Below are 20,663 nucleotides of genomic sequence, written 5' to 3' on the forward strand. Positions count from 1 at the left end.
GGCGACAGAAACCGAATTGAACAGCCTGCCCGGTCACACGGCCTAACGCGGTGCAGCCCATTTGCGAGGAGCCCGATCATGATCGACCCCAAACATCCCGACCCGTACGTTGACGAGGTGCCACACAACCCTGGCGAACCGATACCCAAGCCTGAACCGGAGCAGGAGGCGCCTGATTGGCCAGACGGCCAGGTACCGCCGCAAGAGCAGTCCGACGGCTGAGCCTTGGGGCACACGCAAAAGGCCCGCGCCAGGGACGCGGGCCGTTCAGCGAAATGCCACGCCGGTGAACAGTGAACTGACCGCTTTCATCCCCAACTTCCTTTTGCGGTGAAGGTGAACATGCGACCAGGCCGGCACGGGCTGGGTTCATTCGGAGCGATTGCGCTGAACTTTGCCGTGCCTGCACGGCCTTCCCTTGAAACGGGAGGACACGTGATGACCCCATCGAGAGCGCTGCATGCCACGATCATTTGCCTGCAGGCCGGCAAGGTCTTGCTTGTACGCAAAGAGGCACTGGAATGGTCGCTGCCCGGCGGCAAGATCGACCCTGGGGAAACCCAGCATGAAGCCGCACGCCGTGAGCTGCAGGAAGAAACCTGCTTACCGCTTAGCGATGCCCAGTTTCTGGGCCATCACGTGCTTCAAGCGGAGGAGCACTGGGTGTATCGGATGGCTGTACCGCCGTCCCGGGTTCCCCAGCCATCACACGAGATAGTGGAGTGTCGCTGGTTCCTGATTCAGGAGGTGTCGCAACTCCAGATAAAACCGAGCAACGTCGAGCTGCTGCGGCGTGAAGGGTTCATCGCTGTCAAAGGGTGATTCGTCGGTCGAAATCCCGCCGGGCCGGACCCGGCAGGTATACCGCGACAGCGCCTGCGTCAGACAAGCGCCTCACGGCTGTGCTGACCGTCTACCAACCGCTGCAGACCGAGCGGGTTAGCGTTTTTCAGGGCATCGGGCAGCAGCACGTCCGGGTAATCCTGGTAGCACACCGGGCGCAGGAACCGGTCGATGGCCAGGGTACCGACCGAGGTACCGCGGGCATCGGAAGTGGCTGGGTACGGCCCGCCATGTACCATCGCATCGCATACTTCGACACCGGTCGGGTAGCCGTTGACCAACAGGCGCCCCGCCTTGCGCTGCAGAACCGGCACCAGCGCAGCAAAGCGCTGGAAGTCTTCCGGCTCGGCGATGAGGGTGGCGGTCAGTTGCCCGTGCAGGGCTTGCAGAGCGCGGCGCAGTTCGGCTTCGTCGGCCACTTCGACCACCACCGTGGCAGGCCCGAAAACCTCCTCCTGAAGTAACTCGTCGCCGTTGAGCAACAGGCTTACATCGGCCTGGAACAGCTGTGCCTGGGCCTGCTCGCCGGCTTGTTCGGCACCGGCCAGGTGGCGCAGGCCCGGGTGCTGGTGCAGGCGCTGCACGCCGCTGGCATAACTGCGCAAGGTACCGGCATTGAGCATGGTCTGCGCGGGCTGGTCAGCCAGTTGCGCGCCCAGTACCGCAACGAAGGCGCTGAACGCCTCGCCAGCGATGCCGATGACCAGCCCGGGGTTGGTGCAGAACTGCCCGCAACCCAGCACCACCGAGGCGGCCAATTCCTTGGCCACCTGCTCGCCACGGGCCTGCAACGCTGCGGGCAACACCAGCACTGGGTTGATGCTGCTCATTTCAGCGAACACCGGGATCGGTTGCGGGCGCGCCGCCGCCAGGTCGCACAGGGCACGGCCGCCCTTGAGCGAACCGGTAAAGCCCACGGCCTGGATCGCCGGGTGGCGTACCAGCGCTTCGCCGACACCGGCACCGTAGATCATGTTGAACACACCCGCAGGCATACCGGTTGCTACCGCTGCACGCTCGATGGCCTCGGCCACCCGCTCGGCAGTGGCCATATGGCCGCTGTGCGCCTTGACCACGACCGGGCAGCCGGCAGCCAGCGCTGCTGCGGTGTCGCCGCCGGCGGTGGAGAAAGCCAGTGGGAAGTTGCTGGCGCCGAACACGGCCACCGGCCCCACACCGGTGCGGTACTGGCGCAGGTCGGGGCGTGGCAGCGGTTGGCGCTGTGGCTGCGCGCGATCAATGCGCGCCCCCAGGTAGTCGCCACGGCGCAGCACCTTGGCGAACAGGCGCATCTGGTTGCTGGTACGGCCACGCTCGCCCTGAATGCGCCCAGCCGGCAACGCGGTCTCGCGGCACACGGTGGCGACGAAGGTATCGTCCAGCGCATCCAGCTGGTCGGCAATGGCATCAAGAAACTGCGCGCGGCGCTCTGGCGCCAAGGCGTTGTACTCGGCAAATGCCGCTTCGGCCGCCAGTGCTGCGGCAGCCACCTCTTCAGGGGTGGCCTGGGCAAAGGCCAAAGGTAATGCTTCGCCGGTGCGCGCATCGAGGCTGTGCAGGCGTACGCTGCCGGCAGCACTGCGCTGGCCGCCAATGAAGTTGCTTCCAGACATGGTTGACTCCTGTAACAAAGAAAGAAGGCGCTAAGGCACTTCATGCAGGCCCTTGTAGGAGCGGCTTCAGCCGCGAACACCGGCGCAGCCGGTGCCATGCACCGCGCTGGGTTCTTCGCGGCTAAAGCCGCTCCTACAGGCTTTTCACCAGGCCTGGGCGAACCTGCCCGGACGCGGCTGCAATGCCGTTGCGCAGCGGTTGGCCAAAGGCGTCAAGGCTGACCTCGAAGGTATCGCCCGGGCGGGCCTGGATGCCGTCGGCAAACGACAGCGTGGCGGTACCCAAATAATGCACATGGATATCGCCAGCTCGCAGAAACTGGCCGTACTTGAAGTGATGGAACTCAAGGTTCTCGAAGCTGTGGCACATGTTCTGCTCGCCCGAAAGAAACGGCTTGCTCCACAGCTCCTGGCCATCTCGCAGGATGCGGCTGGTGCCTTCCAGGTGGGCCGGTAAAGCACCCAGGCGCAGCTCTGGGCCGAAGCTGCAGGCACGCAGCTTGGAGTGCGCCAGGTACAGGTAATTGCGCCGCTCCATAACATGGTCGGAGAACTCGTTGCCCAAGGCGTAGCCCAAGCGGTAAGGCGTGCCGTCGGCACCGATCAGGTAAAGCCCGACCAACTCTGGCTCCTCGCCCGCATCTTCGGCAAAGGCCGGCAGCGGCAGGTCGGCGCCGGGGCGCACGACGATGCCGCCGTCGCCTTTGTAGAACCACTCCGGCTGCGCCCCCTCTTCACCCGCTGGCGGTCGCCCGCCCTCTAGCCCCCACTGGAACATGCGCATGCTGTCGGTCACGGCACCTTCGGCTTGCTGCTGGTGCATCTTGTCGCGGGTGGCGGCGCTGCCCAGATGGGTAAGCCCGGTACCGGTAACCAGGCAGTGAGCCGGGTCTGGATGGTCCAGCGGTGGCAACACACGGCCTTCGGCCAACAGGGCCAAGTAGTCGTGGCGCTCGCCCAGGCCGGCGGCCTGCACTTCGCTGGCCAGGTCACGACCTGCGGCAATGGCCTGCAACGCCAGTTCACGGGTGCTGTTGGCGCCAGATACTTCAAGGGCGTACTCGCCTTCCACCACGCCCACACGGCGCTGGCCGCCAGCGGTTTCGAATTGAATCAGTCGCATGCTTGTGCTCGCTTATCGGTTGCAAGAATTAGCGGGAGGCCTCGGCCGCCCGCGTGGAAGCCAAGCGCTGGCGGCGCTCCAGGCGGTTGTAGACCACGCCCGTGAGCAACACCCCGCACAGCATCACCAGCGCCAGGAAATACAGGCCCGACGACAGCTGCCCGGTGTATTCCTTGAGCGCGCCGATGCCGAACGGGCCAAGGTAGCCGCCAAGGTTGCCGATCGAGTTGATCAAGGCGATGCCCGCCGCCGCGCTAGCACCGGAGAAGAACCGCCCCGGCAGCGTCCAGAAGATGGCCGTGCAGGAGAACAGCGCGAACGCCACCAGGCACAGCGCGGCCAACTGCAGCACAGGCATGGTCAGCCAGGCGCTGAAGAACAGGCCGATGGCACCCAGTGCGTACAGCAGACCAAGGTGGCCATAGCGATCGTTGAGGCGGTCGGAGCTGCGTGGCACGATCAGCAGGCCGATGATGCCGAACAGGTAGGGCACCGCCGAGACAAAACCGGTGACCAGGTCACTGCCGCCAAACTGGTGGATCAGCGTGGGCAGCCACAGGCCCAGGCCATAAATGCTCAGGGTCATCGGCAAGTAGAACAGCGCCAGCAACAGCACCCGGCCATCTTTCAGGGCATGCAGCGGGTTGCCATGACGGGTCTGGCCGAACTCGCGCAGGTCGTTGGCCAACTGCTCCTGCAGCCAGTTGCGTTGCTCGTCGCTGAGCCAGCGCACCTTGGCAGGCCCGTCCGGTAGCAGGCGCAGCGTGGGCCAGGCCAACAACACCGCCGGCGTGCCGATGCAGATGAACAGCCACTGCCAGCCATGTAGGCCGTAGATGCCCTCAAGCCCCAACAGCGCGCCGGACAACGGCCCGGTGATCAGCATGGCCAGTGGCTGCGAGAGGATGAAGAAGCCCAGGATCTTGCCGCGATGGCGCACCGGGTACCACTGGGTGATGTAGTACAGCACGCCAGGGAAGAAGCCTGCCTCGGCGGCCCCGAGCAAGAAGCGCATCACGTAGAAGCCGTTAGGCCCGGTGACAAACGCCATACCAACGGTGATCGCGCCCCAGGTCACCAGGATACGGGCGAACCACCGACGTGCGCCAAAGCGATCGAGCAACAGGTTGCTCGGCACCTCGAACAGAAAATAACCGATGAAGAACAGCCCGGCGCCAAGGCCATAGGCAGCGTCACCCAGGCCGATATCGGCGCCCATGTGCAGCTTGGCAAAGCCCACCGCCGAGCGATCGACATAGGCCACCAGGTAAAGCAGAACCAGAAAAGGGATGAGTTTCAGTGTGATCAGGCGGACGAGCCGCTGCTCCTGAATCATGGCGATGTCTCCAATTGTTCTTGTAATGGGCAAAGCACCTGGCCGGGGCTTTTTGGCAGACCGCTAACCTGGCGAATCGATCATATAGTATTACTATTTAAAACAACAACCCTTCACAGATGCCTTTTTAGTCGGTAGAGTCAGCCACATAACGACAAATAGTAATACTAATTAGGTGTCCCGCCATGTCTGATAAAAAACACCCCCTGCGCTCTGCCCAATGGTTTGGTACCGCCGACAAGAACGGCTTCATGTACCGCAGCTGGATGAAGAACCAGGGCATCCCGGACCACGAATTCCAGGGCAAGCCGATCATCGGCATCTGCAACACCTGGTCGGAGCTGACCCCGTGCAACGCCCACTTCCGCAAGATTGCCGAGCATGTGAAAAAGGGCGTGCTGGAGGCTGGCGGCTTCCCGGTGGAGTTCCCGGTGTTCTCCAGCGGCGAGTCCAACCTGCGCCCCACTGCCATGCTCACCCGCAACCTGGCGAGCATGGATGTGGAAGAAGCGATTCGTGGCAACCCGGTAGACGCCGTGGTGCTGCTGACCGGCTGCGACAAGACCACCCCGGCGCTGCTGATGGGCGCTGCCAGCTGCGACGTGCCAGCGATCGTGGTTACCGGTGGGCCGATGCTCAACGGCAAGCACAAGGGCAAGGACATTGGCGCCGGCACCATCGTCTGGCAGATGCACGAGGCCTATAAAGCCGGCCAGATCGACCTCAACGAGTTCCTCTCGGCCGAGGCCGGCATGTCGCGCTCCGCGGGCACCTGCAACACCATGGGCACCGCGTCGACCATGGCCTGCATGGCCGAGGCGCTGGGCACCTCGCTGCCGCACAACGCCGCCATCCCGGCGGTGGATGCACGGCGCTATGTACTCGCCCACCTGTCGGGCATGCGCATTGTCGACATGGTCCGCGAAGACCTGCGCCTGTCGAAGATCCTCACCCGCGAAGCTTTTGAGAACGCCATCCGCGTCAACGCCGCCATTGGTGGTTCGACCAACGCCGTGATCCACCTGAAGGCGATTGCCGGACGCATTGGCGTAGACCTGCAACTGGAAGACTGGACCCGCGTCGGCCGTGGCACCCCTACCTTGGTCGACCTGCAGCCCTCGGGCCGCTTCCTGATGGAAGAGTTCTACTACGCGGGCGGCCTGCCGGCGGTCATCCGCCGCCTGGGCGAACATGGCCTGCTGCCCAACCCAACCGCGCTGACCGCCAACGGCAAGAGCCTGTGGGACAACTGCCAGGCTGCGCCGCTGTATGACGAAGAAGTCATCCGCCCGATCGACAAACCGCTGGTGGCCGATGGCGGCATCTGTATCCTGCGCGGCAACCTGGCGCCCAAGGGCGCGGTACTCAAGCCATCGGCGGCAACACCGGCACTGATGCAGCACCGTGGCCGCGCCGTGGTGTTTGAAAACTTCGAGGACTACAAGGCACGCATCAACGACCCTGAGCTGGAGGTGGACGCCAACTCGGTGCTGGTGATGAAGTACTGCGGGCCCAAGGGCTACCCGGGCATGGCCGAGGTCGGCAACATGGGCTTGCCCGCCAAGCTGCTGGCCCAGGGCGTGACCGACATGGTGCGTATTTCCGACGCCCGCATGAGCGGCACCGCCTACGGCACCGTGGTGCTGCACGTGGCGCCCGAGGCGGCGGCAGGCGGGCCATTGGCAGTGGTACGCGAAGGTGACTGGATCGAGCTGGATTGCAAGGAAGGCCGGCTGCACCTGGACATTTGCGCCGAGGAACTGGCCGGCCGCCTGGCCGACCTGCAAGCCCCGCCGCAGTTGATCAGCGGCGGTTATGCGAAGCTGTACCTGGACCACGTGATGCAGGCGGATGAAGGGTGCGACTTTGACTTCCTGGTTGGCTGCCGCGGCGCGGCAGTGCCCAAGCATTCGCACTGAGGCTGAGGGTGGTGGGGGCGTCAAAGGGTTTGGCTGTGGATGCTTTGCGCCTGTGAGATCGAGCGCCGCCCGCGCGGCGCATCGCGAGCTGCGCTCGCTCCTACGTTTGTTTCGGGCCAATTATTTCTGTGGGATTTGCGCGCGTACGCCTTGGCGCATGGCTCGATATCACGTCGTACAAACAAGGCGGTCGCGCGCACCTGTCACAGGCGTTACTGGCCCGAAACAAACGTAGGAGCGAGCGCAGCTCGCGATGCGCCGCGCGGGCGGCGCTCGATCTCACAGGCGCTGCACATGCCACGTCGAACCACCTGCCGCCCGAACATCTCAAAACAGCGCCCCCCCGAACACAAGGCCGCCCCTCACCCACTAATGCTATGATGCCCACCCCGCCCGAAGGACCACCCGCGCCCCCCATGAACTACCGCCAGCCCACCACGCGCAAAAGCATGCATGCCACCCTGGTCCAGGACCTCGGCCTGCAAATCGTATCCGGCCAACTCGCACCTGGGCAAAAGCTGCCCTCCGAGGCCAGCCTGTGCGAAAGCTACGCGATCAGCCGGCCAGTGTTTCGCGAAGCGATGCGCGCCCTTACCGCCAAGGGCCTGGTCGAAGCCCGCCCGCGGGTCGGCACCCTGGTGCGGCCCCGCCAAGACTGGCACATGCTCGATCCCGACGTGCTGCACTGGCTGATGCAGGCCACCCCGCAAAAAGACTTCTTCAACACCTTGTCCAGCGTACGTTGGGTCATTGAACCCGCCGCCGCCGCACTGGCCGCCACCAACGCCACCGCCGAGGATGTCGAGTCGATCGGCGAGGCCTACCAGCGCATGGAAGCTGCCCGCACCCATGAAGAGCGCCTGCAACCCGACCTGGACTTCCATGCCCGCATCGCCGACGCCACCCACAACGACCTGCTGGCCTACCTGTGCAACATGCTGTCAATGGCCCTGCGCGAATCGGTGCGCTATTCCAACCAGCGGCCAAACTTTGACCAGCTCGCCCTGCCCCGGCACAAGGCGATCCTTACGGCAATCCAGAACGGCGACGCGCTCGGGGCGCGGCATGCATCGCTGGTACAGCTTGAAGATGCACGCGTGGCGTTGAGCAAGGTGTTGGGGCAAGACCCGACTAGCTGAGCATGCGAGCGGAAATCCAACCTGGAGATCACGGCTCTCGCTCGTCAAGGCGACTTAACCGGACGCTTACTTTTGTGGGGCCTCTTGCAAAGCCTAGAACACAGATGGCGGCCATAGTTACCCCCCACTTCCTCGCAACAATGTACGCGGCGCCACCCCAAAAGCCTTCCGAAACGCATGGCTATAATGCGAAAAATCCGTAAATCCAAACTCCAGCGCGGCCTGCGACACACTCCTAACCTGCCCACACTCAATCGCCGCGCGGCTAGCATTCAGCCGCTCCTTCCAAATCTCGGCAACCGGCGACTTCTGATGCCGAGCAAACGCCCGGGTCACCGTCCGCGTCGACACGTGGTGCGCCACAGCAATCGTCTCGATGGACAGCTCCGGCTCAGTCAAATGCTGCTGAATGTAGCTCATCATCCGTCCATACAAATCCAGCTCTTGATGGGTGGTTTTTAGGTCCTGCAGCTCCAGGCTGAGCACCAGCAAATCAATAATGGTGTTGGAATAGCGCTGAGAGATCCCTTCCCCCTCCAGCAGAGCCACTGAACTGGCCGCCTGGCCAATCATCTGCCGCAGGGGATAACGCCGGGCCGTGCTTCGTCCAGCACCAGCGCGGTAATTTCGCCGATGCGGGGCAGGCGCTGGGCGAGCAGTGGGCGAGGGATGCGGATCAGGTGGTTTTCGGTACCACCGAGGCTGAAGCGGAACGGTTGGGTTGCGTCATAAAGAAACAAATTACCTGCCGTGAGGCTGGCTTTGCGGGTGTGCTGTTCGATTTCGCCGTGGCCGTCGAGGGTCAAACCGAGCCAGATGTCTTCGGCGGGGTCGCTGCGCAAATGGTGCTCGGAGCGCACCCAATGGTGCAGCGGTGACGACAGGGTGGTGAGATCCAGGGGGCCAATTTCGTTGAACTGCAGCACCCCTTCAAAATCGCTCTGCGACGAGGGTTTGCTATCTGCCGAAAGGCAATGGCGGCAGACCACTTCTCGCCAGTACTCGAAGCGACGAGCGGGTGAAACTGCGAGGGTGGAATACTGGTTGGTCTCAGCCATGATGGCGCTCACCTTGATGCAACTACGGGAGATAATGGGGCACTGTAACCGCCGGTGGTACACGCAATAAACACGCCAGTGGCCGACGTCGGCGCGAAGGTGCCTATGCCGTGATTGCTTCTGCGCGAACCTCTTAACAGCATCAACTCCCCTCTCCATTTCAGGGCACAAATCCGGTTTGGCGTTGTGCGCCGCACCATTGCGGTTCGTGGGCAAGCGGATGTTTTCGCCCTGTCTTTTCCAACCAAACGGTTGGCCTTCCTAACAAAGCGGGGCTGGCAAGTCCTGCCTAACTTTGGCCTTACGGCAATTCAGCAACCCATGCCGATGAGGTGAGCCCATGCAGTTCAAACAACAACAGCAAGTGGTCGACGAGTTCAAGTGGCTGCATATGCGCGACCTGGCACCCGAAGAGAACCTCCTGAGCAGCCAGCCCGTCAAGCCGGGCGATCGTGTCGCCGGCCTGATGCTGCGTGCGGCTGAAGGGGGCGGTAGTTCAGGCATCGACCGCGCGGGCATTATCGAAGCGAGTGACGATCCGCGATACAAGCCAGGCGATGCTCAATGGCTGGGGAGTGGATGAAAGCCATTGGGACAGGCTTGCACAAAAGGCGAGACCCAACGGCGACTGGCTTATCTCTCCATACAGCTCCTCACAGAGCGGCGCCGTCCAGCGCCCATTACCTGGCCGACTAGACGACCTCCCGGCGTCGGCGCGAGGCATAGGCCATCTGACTGAGCACTGCCGCGCGCCCATCGGGATCCTCGGGCAGGGCCACCTGGTCGTCCAGTTCGGACACCCAGGCCTGTGGTAGCCCGCCCATCACTCCTTCCTGCACCACCACGACTGCGCATACAGCACGCCGTCGATCTCTTCTATCCCGTTGATGTTGATACCAAGCTGGGCCATGCCGTTGACCTTGGCATCGTGCAGTCGAGGGATGATGTCTGGCCCTGGAGAAAAGTCATTTCATCCCACGAAAAAATGGGAGCAATAGAGACGAGAGCAGATCACACTTATAAATACTTCGAGATAACCCGCCAATCGGTTGCGGACTCCAAGGCCCGACTGTCTAAGCTTCTGGTAGTGTCGATGACGATGAAAGGCATGAGTTTTCTCCAGGCAACAAAATACCGCCGGGTGGCGGTTGGTTTGTGAGCGCTCCATGAACCCCACATTTCAAGCGCTTATCTGATGTTCGATGCGAACGCAGAGTCCGTGCGACGCTCACTATGCCTGCAAGGAACCGCTGCCTCGAAAAATCTGGCAGCTAGCAGCCAAGAGCGGCCCTTTCACACCTGGAATCATTTTGCGAGGTTCGGTCCATGAAAAGCGCACGAAAACTGTTTGCAATGGCGTTGGCAGTATCGTTGGTGGCTCCAGGTTACCTGCTGGCCGCCACCGATACCATTCGCCAGCTCAGCGACCACATCCTGCTCTGAAGGCCATGAACCGAGGCAAGAACCAAGCCGGGGCTGGTGGCCAGCCCCGGCTTTTTTCGGCCCGGTGAAAACCCTGCCAAGAGCAAAACACCGGGCCAATTTCAAATTAGCACGGCACTCGACTACCCTCGACCTGCGACATCCTGCCGCACCCTTGATAGCGATGACGCCGGCACAGTCGATGCGCCAGGCCTGAGTCATACTGTCGCACCTGACAGCTACCGACACTTACATAGACTCCGGCTTCGAATAAAAAACCTGAGAGGTCGGTCATGAAAAAAACATTTGCAATGCTTGCCTGCCTGGCACTCGCCAGCGTGGCCCAGGCGGCCCAGGAGCCAGAGGCGGTGTTCAACCGCGCCTGCCAGATGTGCCACAACGGCCAACTGCCCATGGCCCCGAAAAAGGGCGACCAGGAAGCCTGGAAGCCTCGCCTGGCCAAGGGCAACGACGTACTGGTCAAGCATGTCACCGAAGGCTTCAACGCCATGCCACCGCGAGGCCTGTGCATGGACTGCACCGCCGAGGATTACCAGGCAGTGATCGACTACATGTCCAAGTGATGCGGCCACCCGTGCCGTGCCCGGCACCGCACGGGTGACACCCCTAACGGCGCTCCGCCCGGCGCCAGGCCCTTAGCCACAGGCACAGCAGCATCCCCAACAACAACGCCACGATCATCGTGTCCAGGACCAGGCCGTAGCCCCGAGCTCGCAGCAACGCGCCGAACAGCGGCGGCCCCAGCGCGAAGCCCGCAAAGAACCCCACCGACAGCAGGCTCGCCGAAGCCGCCGGCGCGCCGAATGCGCGATCGCGCAGGACCATGCTCATGGCCACCGCGTTGGTCGCCACCGCCGTCAACCCCATGCCGATGCTGCCGACCCAGAGCCAGATCCAGGCTTGCGGCGTGGCCCGGCTCAGGCTGAACACCGCCAGCGCCGCCAACGCGCACAGCGCACCCAGCATCAGGCTCTCGTCGCGCAGCCGCGCCGCCAGGGGTGTCAGCAACACCCGCGCGACGATGCCCATCACGCCGAACACCGCCACCAACGAACCCGCCAGCACCGCCGGCACCCCCTGGGCACGGGCGAACACGCCCAGGTAGGTCACGAACGATGACAGGGCGATGGCCACGCTGCACTGCACGGCCATCAACAGCGCCAGCCCGGCCGAGGGCCGGCACAGGGTGGTCGAGGCGCCGCGAGCACGGCCCGGTAAGCCCGGTAGATGACGCCAGACCGTCCAGCCCAGCAGCAACGCCAATGGCGCGAACAGCACCAGCGCCACCCGCCAGCCCAGGTACTGGGCCAACAGCGGCAAGAGTAGCCCCGCGAACAGCGCCGACACTTGCACGCCGGCCTGTTTGAAACCCACGGTCGCGGCCCGCTCGGCCACGGGAAACTGTTCAGCGATCAGCAGGTTGGTGGCCGGGTTGGCCAAGGCCTGGGCCACGCCACACACGGCCAGCGCCAGCACCAGCCCGAGAAACCCCGGCAATACGCCAGCCAAGGTGTAGGCCGCGGCGCAACAGCCGAATAACAGCCCCAGCGCCCGACGCCCGCCCAGCCGTTCGACGATGGCCCCGGCGCCCAACGACAGTAACGCAGCCAGGCCAAAAGCGCTCATGGTCAGGTAACCCAGCCAGTGTTCGGGTACCTGCAGGTCAGCAACCAGGAAAGGCCCCAGCGCGCCGATGGCATAGAACACCAGCATGGGCAGCGCCATGGCCGCGCCCAGCAAGCTGCGCAACAGCCAGGTGGAAGGCTGGCGGGTCAGCACGTGATCAGTCTGCATGGGGGCCGTCCTCGTCCACTGAACCTGTCCAGTTCATGGGAGACGAAGAAGGCGCGGCAAAATTCACCCCGCCTCCTTCTTGATAGGCGCCGATCAGCTGTCGCCCCAGGGCACTGACCAGCGCATCGTCGGTGCCATCCATGAAGTGGGTGGCGCGGGCGTGCCGGTAAATCCCCGAGAGTGGCGTACCGTCGGTCAAGCCTTCGGCGCCGTGGATCTGGATCGCCGAATCGACGTTCAGGCTCAAGGCCCGCGAAGCAGCCAGCTTGGCCAGGTTGGCCTCCAGGTCATTGCTCCGGCCCTGGTCGAACCGGGTCGCGGCATCGTGCAGCAACGACCGCGCGGCATGGATGGCCCGGTACGCCTCGACCATGCGCAGACGCACCAGTTGCTTGTCCGCCAGCCGCGCCAAGGCACCACGGGGCGAGACGATGCGCGCGCCCATCAGGTCGAAGCAGCGCTGGGCCATGCCCAGCCAGTGCGCCGCACGCAGCAGCCGGCCCAGGGCAAGGCGCTCCTGGATCAGCGCGAATCCCTGGCCCACCTGGCCGAGCACCTGATCCTCTGCGAGCCGGACCGCGTTCAGGCGTACCGGCGCTTGCCCCTGATAGCGCCCCAGCACCTTCATCCGCTCACCAACCTCCACCCCCGGTGTACTGGCAGGCACCACGAACAGGCTCAGGGCTCGCTCCACCGGCCCTTCGGCGGTACGCGCCACCACGGTGATGAAAGCCGCCTGCTCGGCGCGGCAGATGAACCACTTCTCGCCGTCCAGTTGCCAGTGGTCACCGCACCAACGGGCGCGGGTGGTCAGCGTCGCGGGTATCGAGCCGATGCTGTTCGGCTCGGACATGCCATAGCTGGCAAGCGCCTCCCCTGCCAGCACGGGCGCAAGCACCTCGCGCTGCAGGCGTGGGTTGGCGTGACGTAGCATGTAGCCGTCCAGCACGGCTTCGGCACCGAACACGGCCGGCCCGTATTCAGACCTGCCTTCCTGCTCGGCCAAGGGCAGGTAGTCGAGCAGCCGGCCTGGCGCCAGGCCGTTGGCCTGCCCCCACAAGCCGGCATCGCGAGCCGCCTGCTGCAGTTGCGCCAGGCAGTCCTCGGCCTTGGCATCGCCTGCGTCCAGGCATGGCTCCAGCGGTAACAGCCGCTGGTCCACGAACCGGCGAATGCGCCGGGCCACGGGATGAAGTTGATCATGCTCAGGCATGCGCGCTCCTCAGCAGGCAATGTTCAGGGTGCGTTGCAGGAACGCCAGGTCGGCGGCCAACGCTTTCTTGTCCACCTTGCCGGCGGGGCTCAGGGGCAATTCGCGGTAGAAGCGCAGGTACTCCGGCCATTTGTTCTTCTCCAGGCCCTGATCGCCCAGGTAGTCGGTCAGGTGCTTCAGGGCAAAACGCCGGGCGCCCTGGCGCAGGCTCAGGCAGATGCACACGCGCTGGCCCAGTTCGGCATCGGCCACCGCCACGCAGGCGGCACTGACAACGTCCGGGTGCGCGGTGGCCAGCCGCTCGATCTGCGCCGGGCTGATATTGGCGCCGCCGCGAATAATCACGTCCTTTTTGCGCCCGGCCAGCACCAGGTGTCCTTCCCCATCGATCAGCCCCAGGTCGCCGGTACACACCCAACCCTGTGCATCGCGATAGCGCTGATCGAGCTCGGGCGCGTTGACATACTGCATCGGGCTCAAGGGGCCGCGGGCCTTGATCTCGCCGACTTCGCCCGCAGGCAGTTCGTGGCCCTCGTCATCGACGATCTTGATCTGGCAGACGCTGGGGTTAGGCTTGCCAACGCTGTTCAACACTACATCCAGCGGGTCATCCGGCAGATTGTGGCAGTTGACCCCGTCGGCCGAGCCGTACAGGCTCACCACGGGGCAGCCGAACGCCTCGACACAGCGGCGGATGCTCTGCCCGTCGATCAATGCTCCGCCACTGACCAGCGCCACCAGACTACGTCGATCTGCCTGGGTCAGTGCCGGCTCGGCGGCGATCCGCTGCAACATGGTTGGCACGGCGAACACATGAGTCGGGCGCAACTGCTCGATGGCTCGGATGGCATCTGCTACGTCAAAGTGCGCCAGCACCGCCAGCGAGCCCCCTAGCCAAGCCAGGCACCCGGCCGTGGCGGTGGAACCGAACGCCGAGCCCAGTGGAACCAGATACAGCCCGCGTAAAGCCTGCCCCTCTAGATGCAGGCGTTGCAGGAAGCGCCCGCGTCCACCGACCAGCGCATTATGCGAATAGGCCACCAGCTTGGGCTCGGACTCAGTGCCGGAAGACACCAGCAAGCGCGCTGGGCTGTCGGGACATACCTGGGGGCGCTCGGCCGCCGTCAGTGGTTCCGACGCCAGCAACCCGCTCAAGGTCGACCAGCCCTGACGCTCGTCGCCGTCGACCACCAGCACGCGCAAGCCCAGCAAGGTAGGGCGCAGCGATTCCACCACTGCACACAGGTCTACCTCGCCCTGGCAAGGCGCGACGATCACCGCCCGTGCACAGCAGCGCTTGAGCAAGGCTTCGATATCCAGCCGCCCGCGCCCTGGTGGGAACGGCGCGACCACCGCGCCCAGCACTGCAGCGGCCAGGTCGATGGCGCAGCACTGCCAGCCGTTGCCGAGTTGATAGGCGACCACATCACCCGCCACAACGCCACGCTCACGCAGACCACGGGCCAGGCGCAGGGCCTGGTCGTGGAGCTGGCGGTAACTCACCTGCCCGTCCAGGGTCAGTACTGCCGGTTTCTCGGGCTCGGCCATCACGTGCGCCTCGAACAACTCGAACAATGGCCGGTCGGCGTACCAGCCGGCCTCGCGCCAGGCCTGCCTGGCGGTGACGGGGACCAGATCGATGATGCCGGATTCGTTCATGTGAACCTCCATGGGGAAAGCACGCGGGTATAACGGCCAGGCGCGAGCCAAGGCGCCAAGCGTGGGTCTTGTTGCAGTTCGGCAAGGTCCTGGCGGACGATCGCCACGGGCACGCCTGCGGCCAGCAACCGCACCTGCCAGTGGGCGGCCGGCTGCCGGGCCAGTTGCAGCGCCAACGGCTCGCGCAGGGTCTGCCACGCGCACGGCATGGGGAAGTCGAACACGCGTGCGAGGGTTTCAAGGTGCTCAGGGGCGCAGCAGTCAATCGCCAGGCTGGCGTCCTGGCAGCGGAACACGCCCGCGCTCAGTGGGCGTGTACGCGTCATCCGCGAGCGGCACAGCAGATCGGCGGCTCCGAGCAACGAGCTGTCCACGCGCCCGGCATGGCCGTGCAGATGCCGGGCCAGCAGCGCGGCGACGATGCCCTGGGCGGCGATCACCCCGCCGAACACATCCAGTACGGTGAACAACGAGCCGCCGGGGTTGCCCTCGCCCTGGCCGATCAGGTGGGCGATGCCCGACCAGGCCTGCACGGTGAAGTCGGTGCCCGGTAGCCCGACGGGCACCTGGGCATTGCCCCAACCACCGGCGTAGGCATAGATCAACGCGGGATTGACCTGGGCCAGGTCCGCTTGATCGAGCGCCAGCTCCTCGGCCTTGCCAGGGGCCCAGTTGTGCAGGAACACATCCACCTCGGCGATGTTCCGACGCAGTTGCTCACGCTCGCTGGCCGACTTCAGGTCCAGTTCGACCACTGCCTTCAGGCCGTTGAGCGCATCGAAACGTACCGAACAGCCCTGCGCCAGCGGCGCCATGCCACGCAGCGGATCGCCGCCGGGCATTTCCAGGCGGGTGACCTGTGCCCCGAGCATCGCCAGCAAATGGCCGGCCAACGGCCCCTGAATACGCCGGCACGACTCGATGACGCGCAAGCCGCTCAATGGCAGGGTCTGGTTGCATGGGCGCGACGGCACCGCCACCGGATGCAGCTTGAACGCCCAAGGCGTATCACCAACTGGCGTCAGGGTATCGCGCTGGCCAGGTTGATGGACTGGCGTGACGGCCATTCCCACCGCCGTGCAGTGCTCGACGACCTGCGCATACGGCAGGCTCGCCAGCGTCCGACATAACGCCTCGGGCATCGGTGCAATGGCGCGGGCATAGCGCAGCAGAAAACCCTGCCAGCCTTTGCTGCTGTCGGCCCGGGCAACGCCCAGGCCGTCCCAGAATGCCAGCCACGGCCCGGCATCCAGGGTTTCCAGCTCGAAAACCACGCCATCGGCACTGACAAAGGGTGGCCGCAAGCGGGCAGACGAGCACCCCGCTGGCAATCGCTCGGCACCCTCCTCGGCCGTTGCTCCAGCCAGGTACTGGCTGATGCACTGCAGACCGGCGCCTGGCAGCGACACGCTGCAGTCCGTCACCTGGCCACCGCGCAGACGCGCCAACGCCGTCGCCATCAACCCGGTCAATGCCAGGCTCGCGACCACATGAGCGAGATAGTCGAGGTCGATGGCCCGGGCCTGCCCACTGGCCCGGCCGTGCACCGCCATCAGCCCGCAGGCAGCCTGGAGGGTGAATTCGCTGATGGCCCGAGTCGCTTCGTCGTCCCAGCCGGTGAGTCGGCAATGCGTGGGGGCCAGCCCCTGACCTTGCAGGCAATAGATCTGTTCGCGTCCTGCGTCGGATACAGACTCGACGGCAATCCCCAGCGCCCTCGCCTGCATCGCCAGGGCTCGCTGCAAGGGATCATGCTCATCGGCGAACGCACCGAGCAGGCGACAGCCGTGCAGCGTCGCCGCTTGATTCATTGTGCACCGCCAGCGACGGCAGGCAGGATGGTGAGCTCATCGCGGTCGGCCACGACGGTGTCCAGATTGTCGAGGAAGCGGATGTCCTCGTCGTTGAGGTACAGGTTGACGAAGCGGTGCAATTGCTGCGCATCCATCAGCCGTGAGCGAATGCCCGGGTAGCGCCGTTCGAGGTCGTCGACGACCTCGCGCACCGTCGTGCCTTGCGCTTGCACGCGTTTGCTGTCCTGGGTGTAGCTGCGCAACAGGGTCGGAACACTGACAAAAACCGGCATGGCGTACTCCTCGGCCAATGGCCGATCAAATAAGGAAGGAGGCGGCGCGGCTCAGGCCGCGCGGGTATCGACGTCGACGATGCGCAGGCTCTCTTCGATCACCTGGCCATTGGCGATGCGGTAACTGCGCACCGGGTATTCGCAACCGCTGACGGTGGACAGGATCAGGTAGTGCGTGTGCGGCTCGTTGGCGAAGTCGATGTCGGCCCGGCTCGGGTAGGCATCGCTGGACGTGTGTGAGTGATAGATCACCACCGGTTCTTCTTGCTGCGCGTCCATTTCGCGCCACACCCGCAACTGCTCGCGAGGCTCGAACTGGAAGAAGGTCTGCGACCCGGCATGGTTGACCATGGGCACCCAACGCGAAGGCCGGTCAGTGCCTTGCCGGCCGGGCATCACGCCACAGGCTTCGAGGGGATGTTGCTGTTGTGCATGGGCAATGGCGGCATCGAGCAACGCCCTGGAAATGATCAGCATGGGAGGCTCCTTCCTTTCAGTAGCGTGGCAGATCGGGTTCGACGTCATCGATCCAGGCCAGGATGCCGCCTTGCAGATTCCGCACCTGGGTGAAGCCCAGTGCCTGCAATTGCAGCACTACCGCCCGGGAACGGGCGCCGGACTTGCAATGCACGACCAGGGGCGTATCGCTGGCGTAAAGGGCCTTGAGCTGCCCGGCCAACTGGTCGGTCTTGGGCATCAGGCGTGCGCCCTGGATGTGTGCGATGTCCCATTCGGTCTGTTCACGCACATCGATCAGGATCACGGCCGGGTCTTCGCGCATCAGCCGGCTCAGTTCCATGGCACTGACCTGCGGCACCGTCACCGGGGCTTGCGATACACCGCTGCAGAAGGCCTGGTAGTCCTCCAATCGGGTAATGGGCAGCCGGTCCGGCGCGCGGCGCAGGCGGATCTGGCGGTAATTCATGTCCAGAGCGTCATAGACCATCAGGCGGCCCAGCAATGTGTCGCCGATGCCGGTGATCAGCTTGATCGCCTCGGTGGCCATGATCGAGCCGATCGACGCGCAGAGGATGCCCAGCACCCCACCTTCTGAGCAGGACGGCGCCAACTCCGGAGGCGGCGGTTCGGGGTAAAGGTCGCGGTAGTTGAGGCCCGCGCCGCCCGGCGCCTGTTCCCAGAACACCGTGACCTGGCCCTCGAAACGGAAGATCGAACCCCAGACATAAGGTTTGCCGGCCAGCACGCAGGCGTCATTGACCAGGTAGCGAGTGGCGAAGTTATCGGTGCCGTCGAGGATCAGGTCGTATTCGGCGAACAACGCCAAGGCATTTTCCGGTTCCAGGCGCAGGGTGTGTCGACGCACGTTGACGAAGGGGTTGAGGTCGGCGATGGCCTGGGCGGCGCTGTCGCTTTTGGCCTGACCCAAGGTGGACTGGCGGTGGATTATCTGGCGTTGCAGGTTGGACGCCTCGACCACGTCGAAATCGACGATGCCGAGCGTGCCGACGCCAGCGGCCGCCAGGTACAGCAAAGTCGGCGAGCCAAGCCCGCCGGCGCCGATGACCAGCACCTTGCTGCTCTTGAGCCGGCGCTGGCCGTCGAGCCCGACGTCGGGAATCAACAGGTGGCGGCTGTAGCGGGAAATCTCTTCGCTGCTCAGTTGGGCGCAGGCATCAACCAGTGCGGGAAGTTTCATCGTGAAGCTCCTTGGCTTAGGGCCTGCCTATTGTTCGCCAGCCCAACGGAGGCGCCCATCCGTTGACGGCTTGGATTCATATGAATTGCGTTCTGATACGTATGGATTACGTCGGCACAGCGCCGCGCTTGCCGACCTCCTTGGGCGCAAAGCCGAAATAGCCACTGAAGGCCGCGCTGAAATTGCTGGGGTGGCTGTAGCCAACCCGGTAAGCCACCTGGGCGACCTGGCAGCCCTCTTGAAGCAAGACATGCGCGCGCCGCATGCGCAGGTCCAGCAGCATGCGATAAGGCGTGGTGTCGAACAGTGCATGAAAGCCCTGCTTGAGCTTCGCCGCACTGAGGCCGACACGGCGACACAGCAACGCAACGGTCAGGGGCTGGTCGAGCTCGTCGTGCAACAGTTGCCGGGCGTGCTCCAGTCGCTTGACCTGAGCAGCAGGCAACAGCGGCGTGGCCTGGGACGACACGGCTAGCTGGCGCAGGGGGTGGCTCAACAGGTTCAGCACATGCATGTGGATGTCCAGTGGCGCGCATTGCCCTTGCGCCAGGCGCGTGGCCAGAGCCTGGACGTGGCTACACGCATCACGGCTGGTAGCATGCTGCAGCAGCGGCGCCTCGCCCTGGCAATTCAGCAGGCGCCAAGCCTGCTGATCACCCAGGTAACGGCGCAAGGTGCGCTCACCGACGAGCAGGTGCAGACCACAAGCGCCCCTGCCGAACCTAAAGCGACTGGCCTGCTGTGGCGCGTGCAGCAATTGGGCGATGCTCTGCCCCGCCTCGAAACGCCAACAGCGGCCTTTGCGGTCGGCGTACTGCACATGGCCCTGCTCCAGGAACGTCAGACACAGCAGCGGCCCGCCGAGCAGTTCGCAGGTGCGCTGCACGCCGGTGCCCGAGTGGCTGGCATCGAGGCGCAACAGCAGCAGGTCGTCCTCGATGGCCAGTGTTTGTGGCGCGCTCGCCGGCACGGCGCGCAGGCGCTGCAACGGGGCATCCGGGGCAACGCGGCGCAGGTCGACGCTAGCGTATGCCACGCGTTTCATTCGCCACTTGCAAGGTAGCGTCCATCGCCGGCACTCCTCCATGAAGCGACGTGCGACCTTGCTGGCCCGCCACCCGCTCCGCTGGCTAACGGCTTGCGCGTTCAACCCGCAAGCCACCTGTTCGGCCCTGTACCCTTTGCCATGGGCCGCAGACGCGCACACGGCCACAGGCCCGTGCGGCGCAGTGAGATTCAGCGGGGAGAGGCGCGAGGATTGGAGGACGGCCAGCAATAGCGAGGCGGCGCATGCCCGAAGGGCGCGCGGGCGAAAGCGCGCCGGTCGATGTTCGACAGCAGCCAGGCCAGTGCAGCCAGGAACACCAGGTGCATGAAGCCCGCCGCGCAGAGCGGGCAGCTGAACGGCGTTGCCAACCCACTGTCGGGCAAGGCCGAAAGGTCCTTGACGGCCAGCGCCGAGGTGTCGCTGCCGAGCGAGCAGAACTGCCCGCCGATGCCGTTGAGCGCCAACCCGAGCATCTGCCCATGACCCAAGCCACAGGAGAACACGTTGAACAGCACACTGAAGTACAAGGCCCAGGCAATGATGGCGCGTCGTGTCGGGGGGTGGTTCATGCACCGGATCCGTGGCGTTGGAGGTGGGCGGATGCCGACTGCGATTCTCGCCTGGCAATCCGCACAAGGCTTTCTAGACTCTTCTGCGACAATCCGCCACACCCCTTGCCGAGCGGTTGCGAAACAATAGTCGCCTCGGCAGGGTGTGGCAGACTGTCGCACC

Annotated in this window: 17 protein-coding genes and 2 pseudogenes; 6 read left to right on the forward strand and 13 right to left on the reverse strand. The window is 64.6% G+C overall.

Annotation, left to right across the window (positions count from 1 at the left end; all coding sequences use genetic code 11):
• Positions 1 to 78 precede the first annotated feature (78 nt).
• Positions 79 to 222 (forward strand): hypothetical protein, encoded by a 144-nt coding sequence (locus ACF8MI_RS02430; RefSeq protein WP_156342044.1) that lies wholly within the window; start codon positions 79 to 81, stop codon positions 220 to 222.
• 216 nt (positions 223 to 438) lie between these two features.
• On the forward strand, positions 439 to 822 hold the full coding sequence (locus tag ACF8MI_RS02435) for an NUDIX domain-containing protein (RefSeq protein ID WP_060497261.1): 384 nt from the start codon (positions 439 to 441) through the stop codon (positions 820 to 822).
• 59 nt (positions 823 to 881) lie between these two features.
• Here ACF8MI_RS02435 and ACF8MI_RS02440 read toward each other — a convergent pair whose 3' ends face one another.
• The 3 genes from ACF8MI_RS02440 to ACF8MI_RS02450 all read right to left on the reverse strand — a co-directional run bounded on the left by ACF8MI_RS02440 (position 882) and on the right by ACF8MI_RS02450 (position 4,915).
• Complete coding sequence (locus tag ACF8MI_RS02440) at positions 882 to 2,456, reverse strand: aldehyde dehydrogenase (NADP(+)) (protein ID WP_060497262.1); 1,575 nt, start codon at positions 2,454 to 2,456, stop codon at positions 882 to 884.
• Between the two features lie 133 nt (positions 2,457 to 2,589).
• The gene (gene araD1 / locus ACF8MI_RS02445) at positions 2,590 to 3,579 is read right to left on the reverse strand and encodes an AraD1 family protein (RefSeq protein WP_060497263.1); all 990 of its coding nucleotides are present in this window, start codon (positions 3,577 to 3,579) and stop codon (positions 2,590 to 2,592) included.
• 28 nt (positions 3,580 to 3,607) lie between these two features.
• Positions 3,608 to 4,915, reverse strand: coding sequence for an MFS transporter (locus tag ACF8MI_RS02450; RefSeq protein ID WP_060497264.1), 1,308 nt, complete (start codon positions 4,913 to 4,915; stop codon positions 3,608 to 3,610).
• 185 nt (positions 4,916 to 5,100) lie between these two features.
• Between ACF8MI_RS02450 and ACF8MI_RS02455 the strand changes: the two genes are divergently transcribed.
• Both ACF8MI_RS02455 and ACF8MI_RS02460 read left to right on the forward strand, forming a co-directional pair.
• Complete coding sequence (locus tag ACF8MI_RS02455; RefSeq protein ID WP_060497265.1) at positions 5,101 to 6,834, forward strand: IlvD/Edd family dehydratase; 1,734 nt, start codon at positions 5,101 to 5,103, stop codon at positions 6,832 to 6,834.
• A gap of 416 nt (positions 6,835 to 7,250) precedes the next feature.
• Positions 7,251 to 7,973 (forward strand): FadR/GntR family transcriptional regulator, encoded by a 723-nt coding sequence (locus tag ACF8MI_RS02460; protein WP_060497266.1) that lies wholly within the window; start codon positions 7,251 to 7,253, stop codon positions 7,971 to 7,973.
• 117 nt (positions 7,974 to 8,090) lie between these two features.
• Here the strand turns inward: ACF8MI_RS02460 and ACF8MI_RS02465 are convergent.
• A pseudogene (locus ACF8MI_RS02465) lies at positions 8,091 to 9,031 on the reverse strand (helix-turn-helix domain-containing protein).
• A gap of 499 nt (positions 9,032 to 9,530) precedes the next feature.
• On the opposite strand from ACF8MI_RS02465, the pseudogene ACF8MI_RS02470 reads away from it, so the two are divergent.
• Both ACF8MI_RS02470 and ACF8MI_RS02475 read left to right on the forward strand, forming a co-directional pair.
• A pseudogene (locus tag ACF8MI_RS02470) lies at positions 9,531 to 9,702 on the forward strand (oxidoreductase); the annotation flags it as partial.
• A 1,044-nt stretch (positions 9,703 to 10,746) separates the two neighbouring features.
• Positions 10,747 to 11,037: a cytochrome c5 family protein gene (locus ACF8MI_RS02475; RefSeq protein WP_060497268.1), complete on the forward strand. Its 291-nt coding sequence runs from the start codon at positions 10,747 to 10,749 to the stop codon at positions 11,035 to 11,037.
• A 43-nt stretch (positions 11,038 to 11,080) separates the two neighbouring features.
• On the opposite strand, the gene ACF8MI_RS02480 is transcribed toward ACF8MI_RS02475, so the two are convergent.
• The 9 genes from ACF8MI_RS02480 to ACF8MI_RS02520 form a co-directional block, all read right to left on the reverse strand.
• Positions 11,081 to 12,268, reverse strand: a complete 1,188-nt coding sequence (locus ACF8MI_RS02480) for a CynX/NimT family MFS transporter (RefSeq protein WP_104834508.1) — start codon at positions 12,266 to 12,268, stop codon at positions 11,081 to 11,083.
• A complete protein-coding gene (locus ACF8MI_RS02485; protein WP_060497272.1) occupies positions 12,258 to 13,481 on the reverse strand; it encodes an acyl-CoA dehydrogenase family protein in 1,224 nt (407 codons plus the stop codon). The genes ACF8MI_RS02480 and ACF8MI_RS02485 overlap by 11 nt, the downstream gene beginning before the upstream one ends.
• Positions 13,482 to 13,490: 9 nt before the next feature.
• Positions 13,491 to 15,140, reverse strand: coding sequence for a class I adenylate-forming enzyme family protein (locus tag ACF8MI_RS02490; RefSeq protein ID WP_200928448.1), 1,650 nt, complete (start codon positions 15,138 to 15,140; stop codon positions 13,491 to 13,493).
• Entirely contained in the window at positions 15,137 to 16,951 is a 1,815-nt protein-coding gene (locus ACF8MI_RS02495; RefSeq protein WP_200928449.1) for a CoA transferase, read from the reverse strand. The genes ACF8MI_RS02490 and ACF8MI_RS02495 overlap by 4 nt, the downstream gene beginning before the upstream one ends.
• Positions 16,948 to 17,226, reverse strand: a complete 279-nt coding sequence (locus ACF8MI_RS02500; RefSeq protein WP_060497275.1) for a MoaD/ThiS family protein — start codon at positions 17,224 to 17,226, stop codon at positions 16,948 to 16,950. Before ACF8MI_RS02500 ends, ACF8MI_RS02495 begins: the two co-directional genes overlap by 4 nt.
• Before the next feature lie 51 nt (positions 17,227 to 17,277).
• On the reverse strand, positions 17,278 to 17,703 hold the full coding sequence (locus tag ACF8MI_RS02505) for a Mov34/MPN/PAD-1 family protein (protein ID WP_156867909.1): 426 nt from the start codon (positions 17,701 to 17,703) through the stop codon (positions 17,278 to 17,280).
• 16 nt (positions 17,704 to 17,719) lie between these two features.
• On the reverse strand, positions 17,720 to 18,883 hold the full coding sequence (gene moeB, locus ACF8MI_RS02510; protein ID WP_200928450.1) for a molybdopterin-synthase adenylyltransferase MoeB: 1,164 nt from the start codon (positions 18,881 to 18,883) through the stop codon (positions 17,720 to 17,722).
• Positions 18,884 to 18,989: 106 nt separating this feature from the next.
• Positions 18,990 to 19,919, reverse strand: a complete 930-nt coding sequence (locus ACF8MI_RS02515) for an AraC family transcriptional regulator (RefSeq protein WP_206520094.1) — start codon at positions 19,917 to 19,919, stop codon at positions 18,990 to 18,992.
• 200 nt (positions 19,920 to 20,119) lie between these two features.
• A complete protein-coding gene (locus ACF8MI_RS02520) occupies positions 20,120 to 20,500 on the reverse strand; it encodes a DUF2946 domain-containing protein (protein WP_200928451.1) in 381 nt (126 codons plus the stop codon).
• Positions 20,501 to 20,663: the final 163 nt, after the last annotated feature.

Origin of the sequence: Pseudomonas sp. yb_9, assembly GCF_043103635.1 — a bacterium.
Lineage (GTDB): Bacteria > Pseudomonadota > Gammaproteobacteria > Pseudomonadales > Pseudomonadaceae > Aquipseudomonas > Aquipseudomonas monteilii.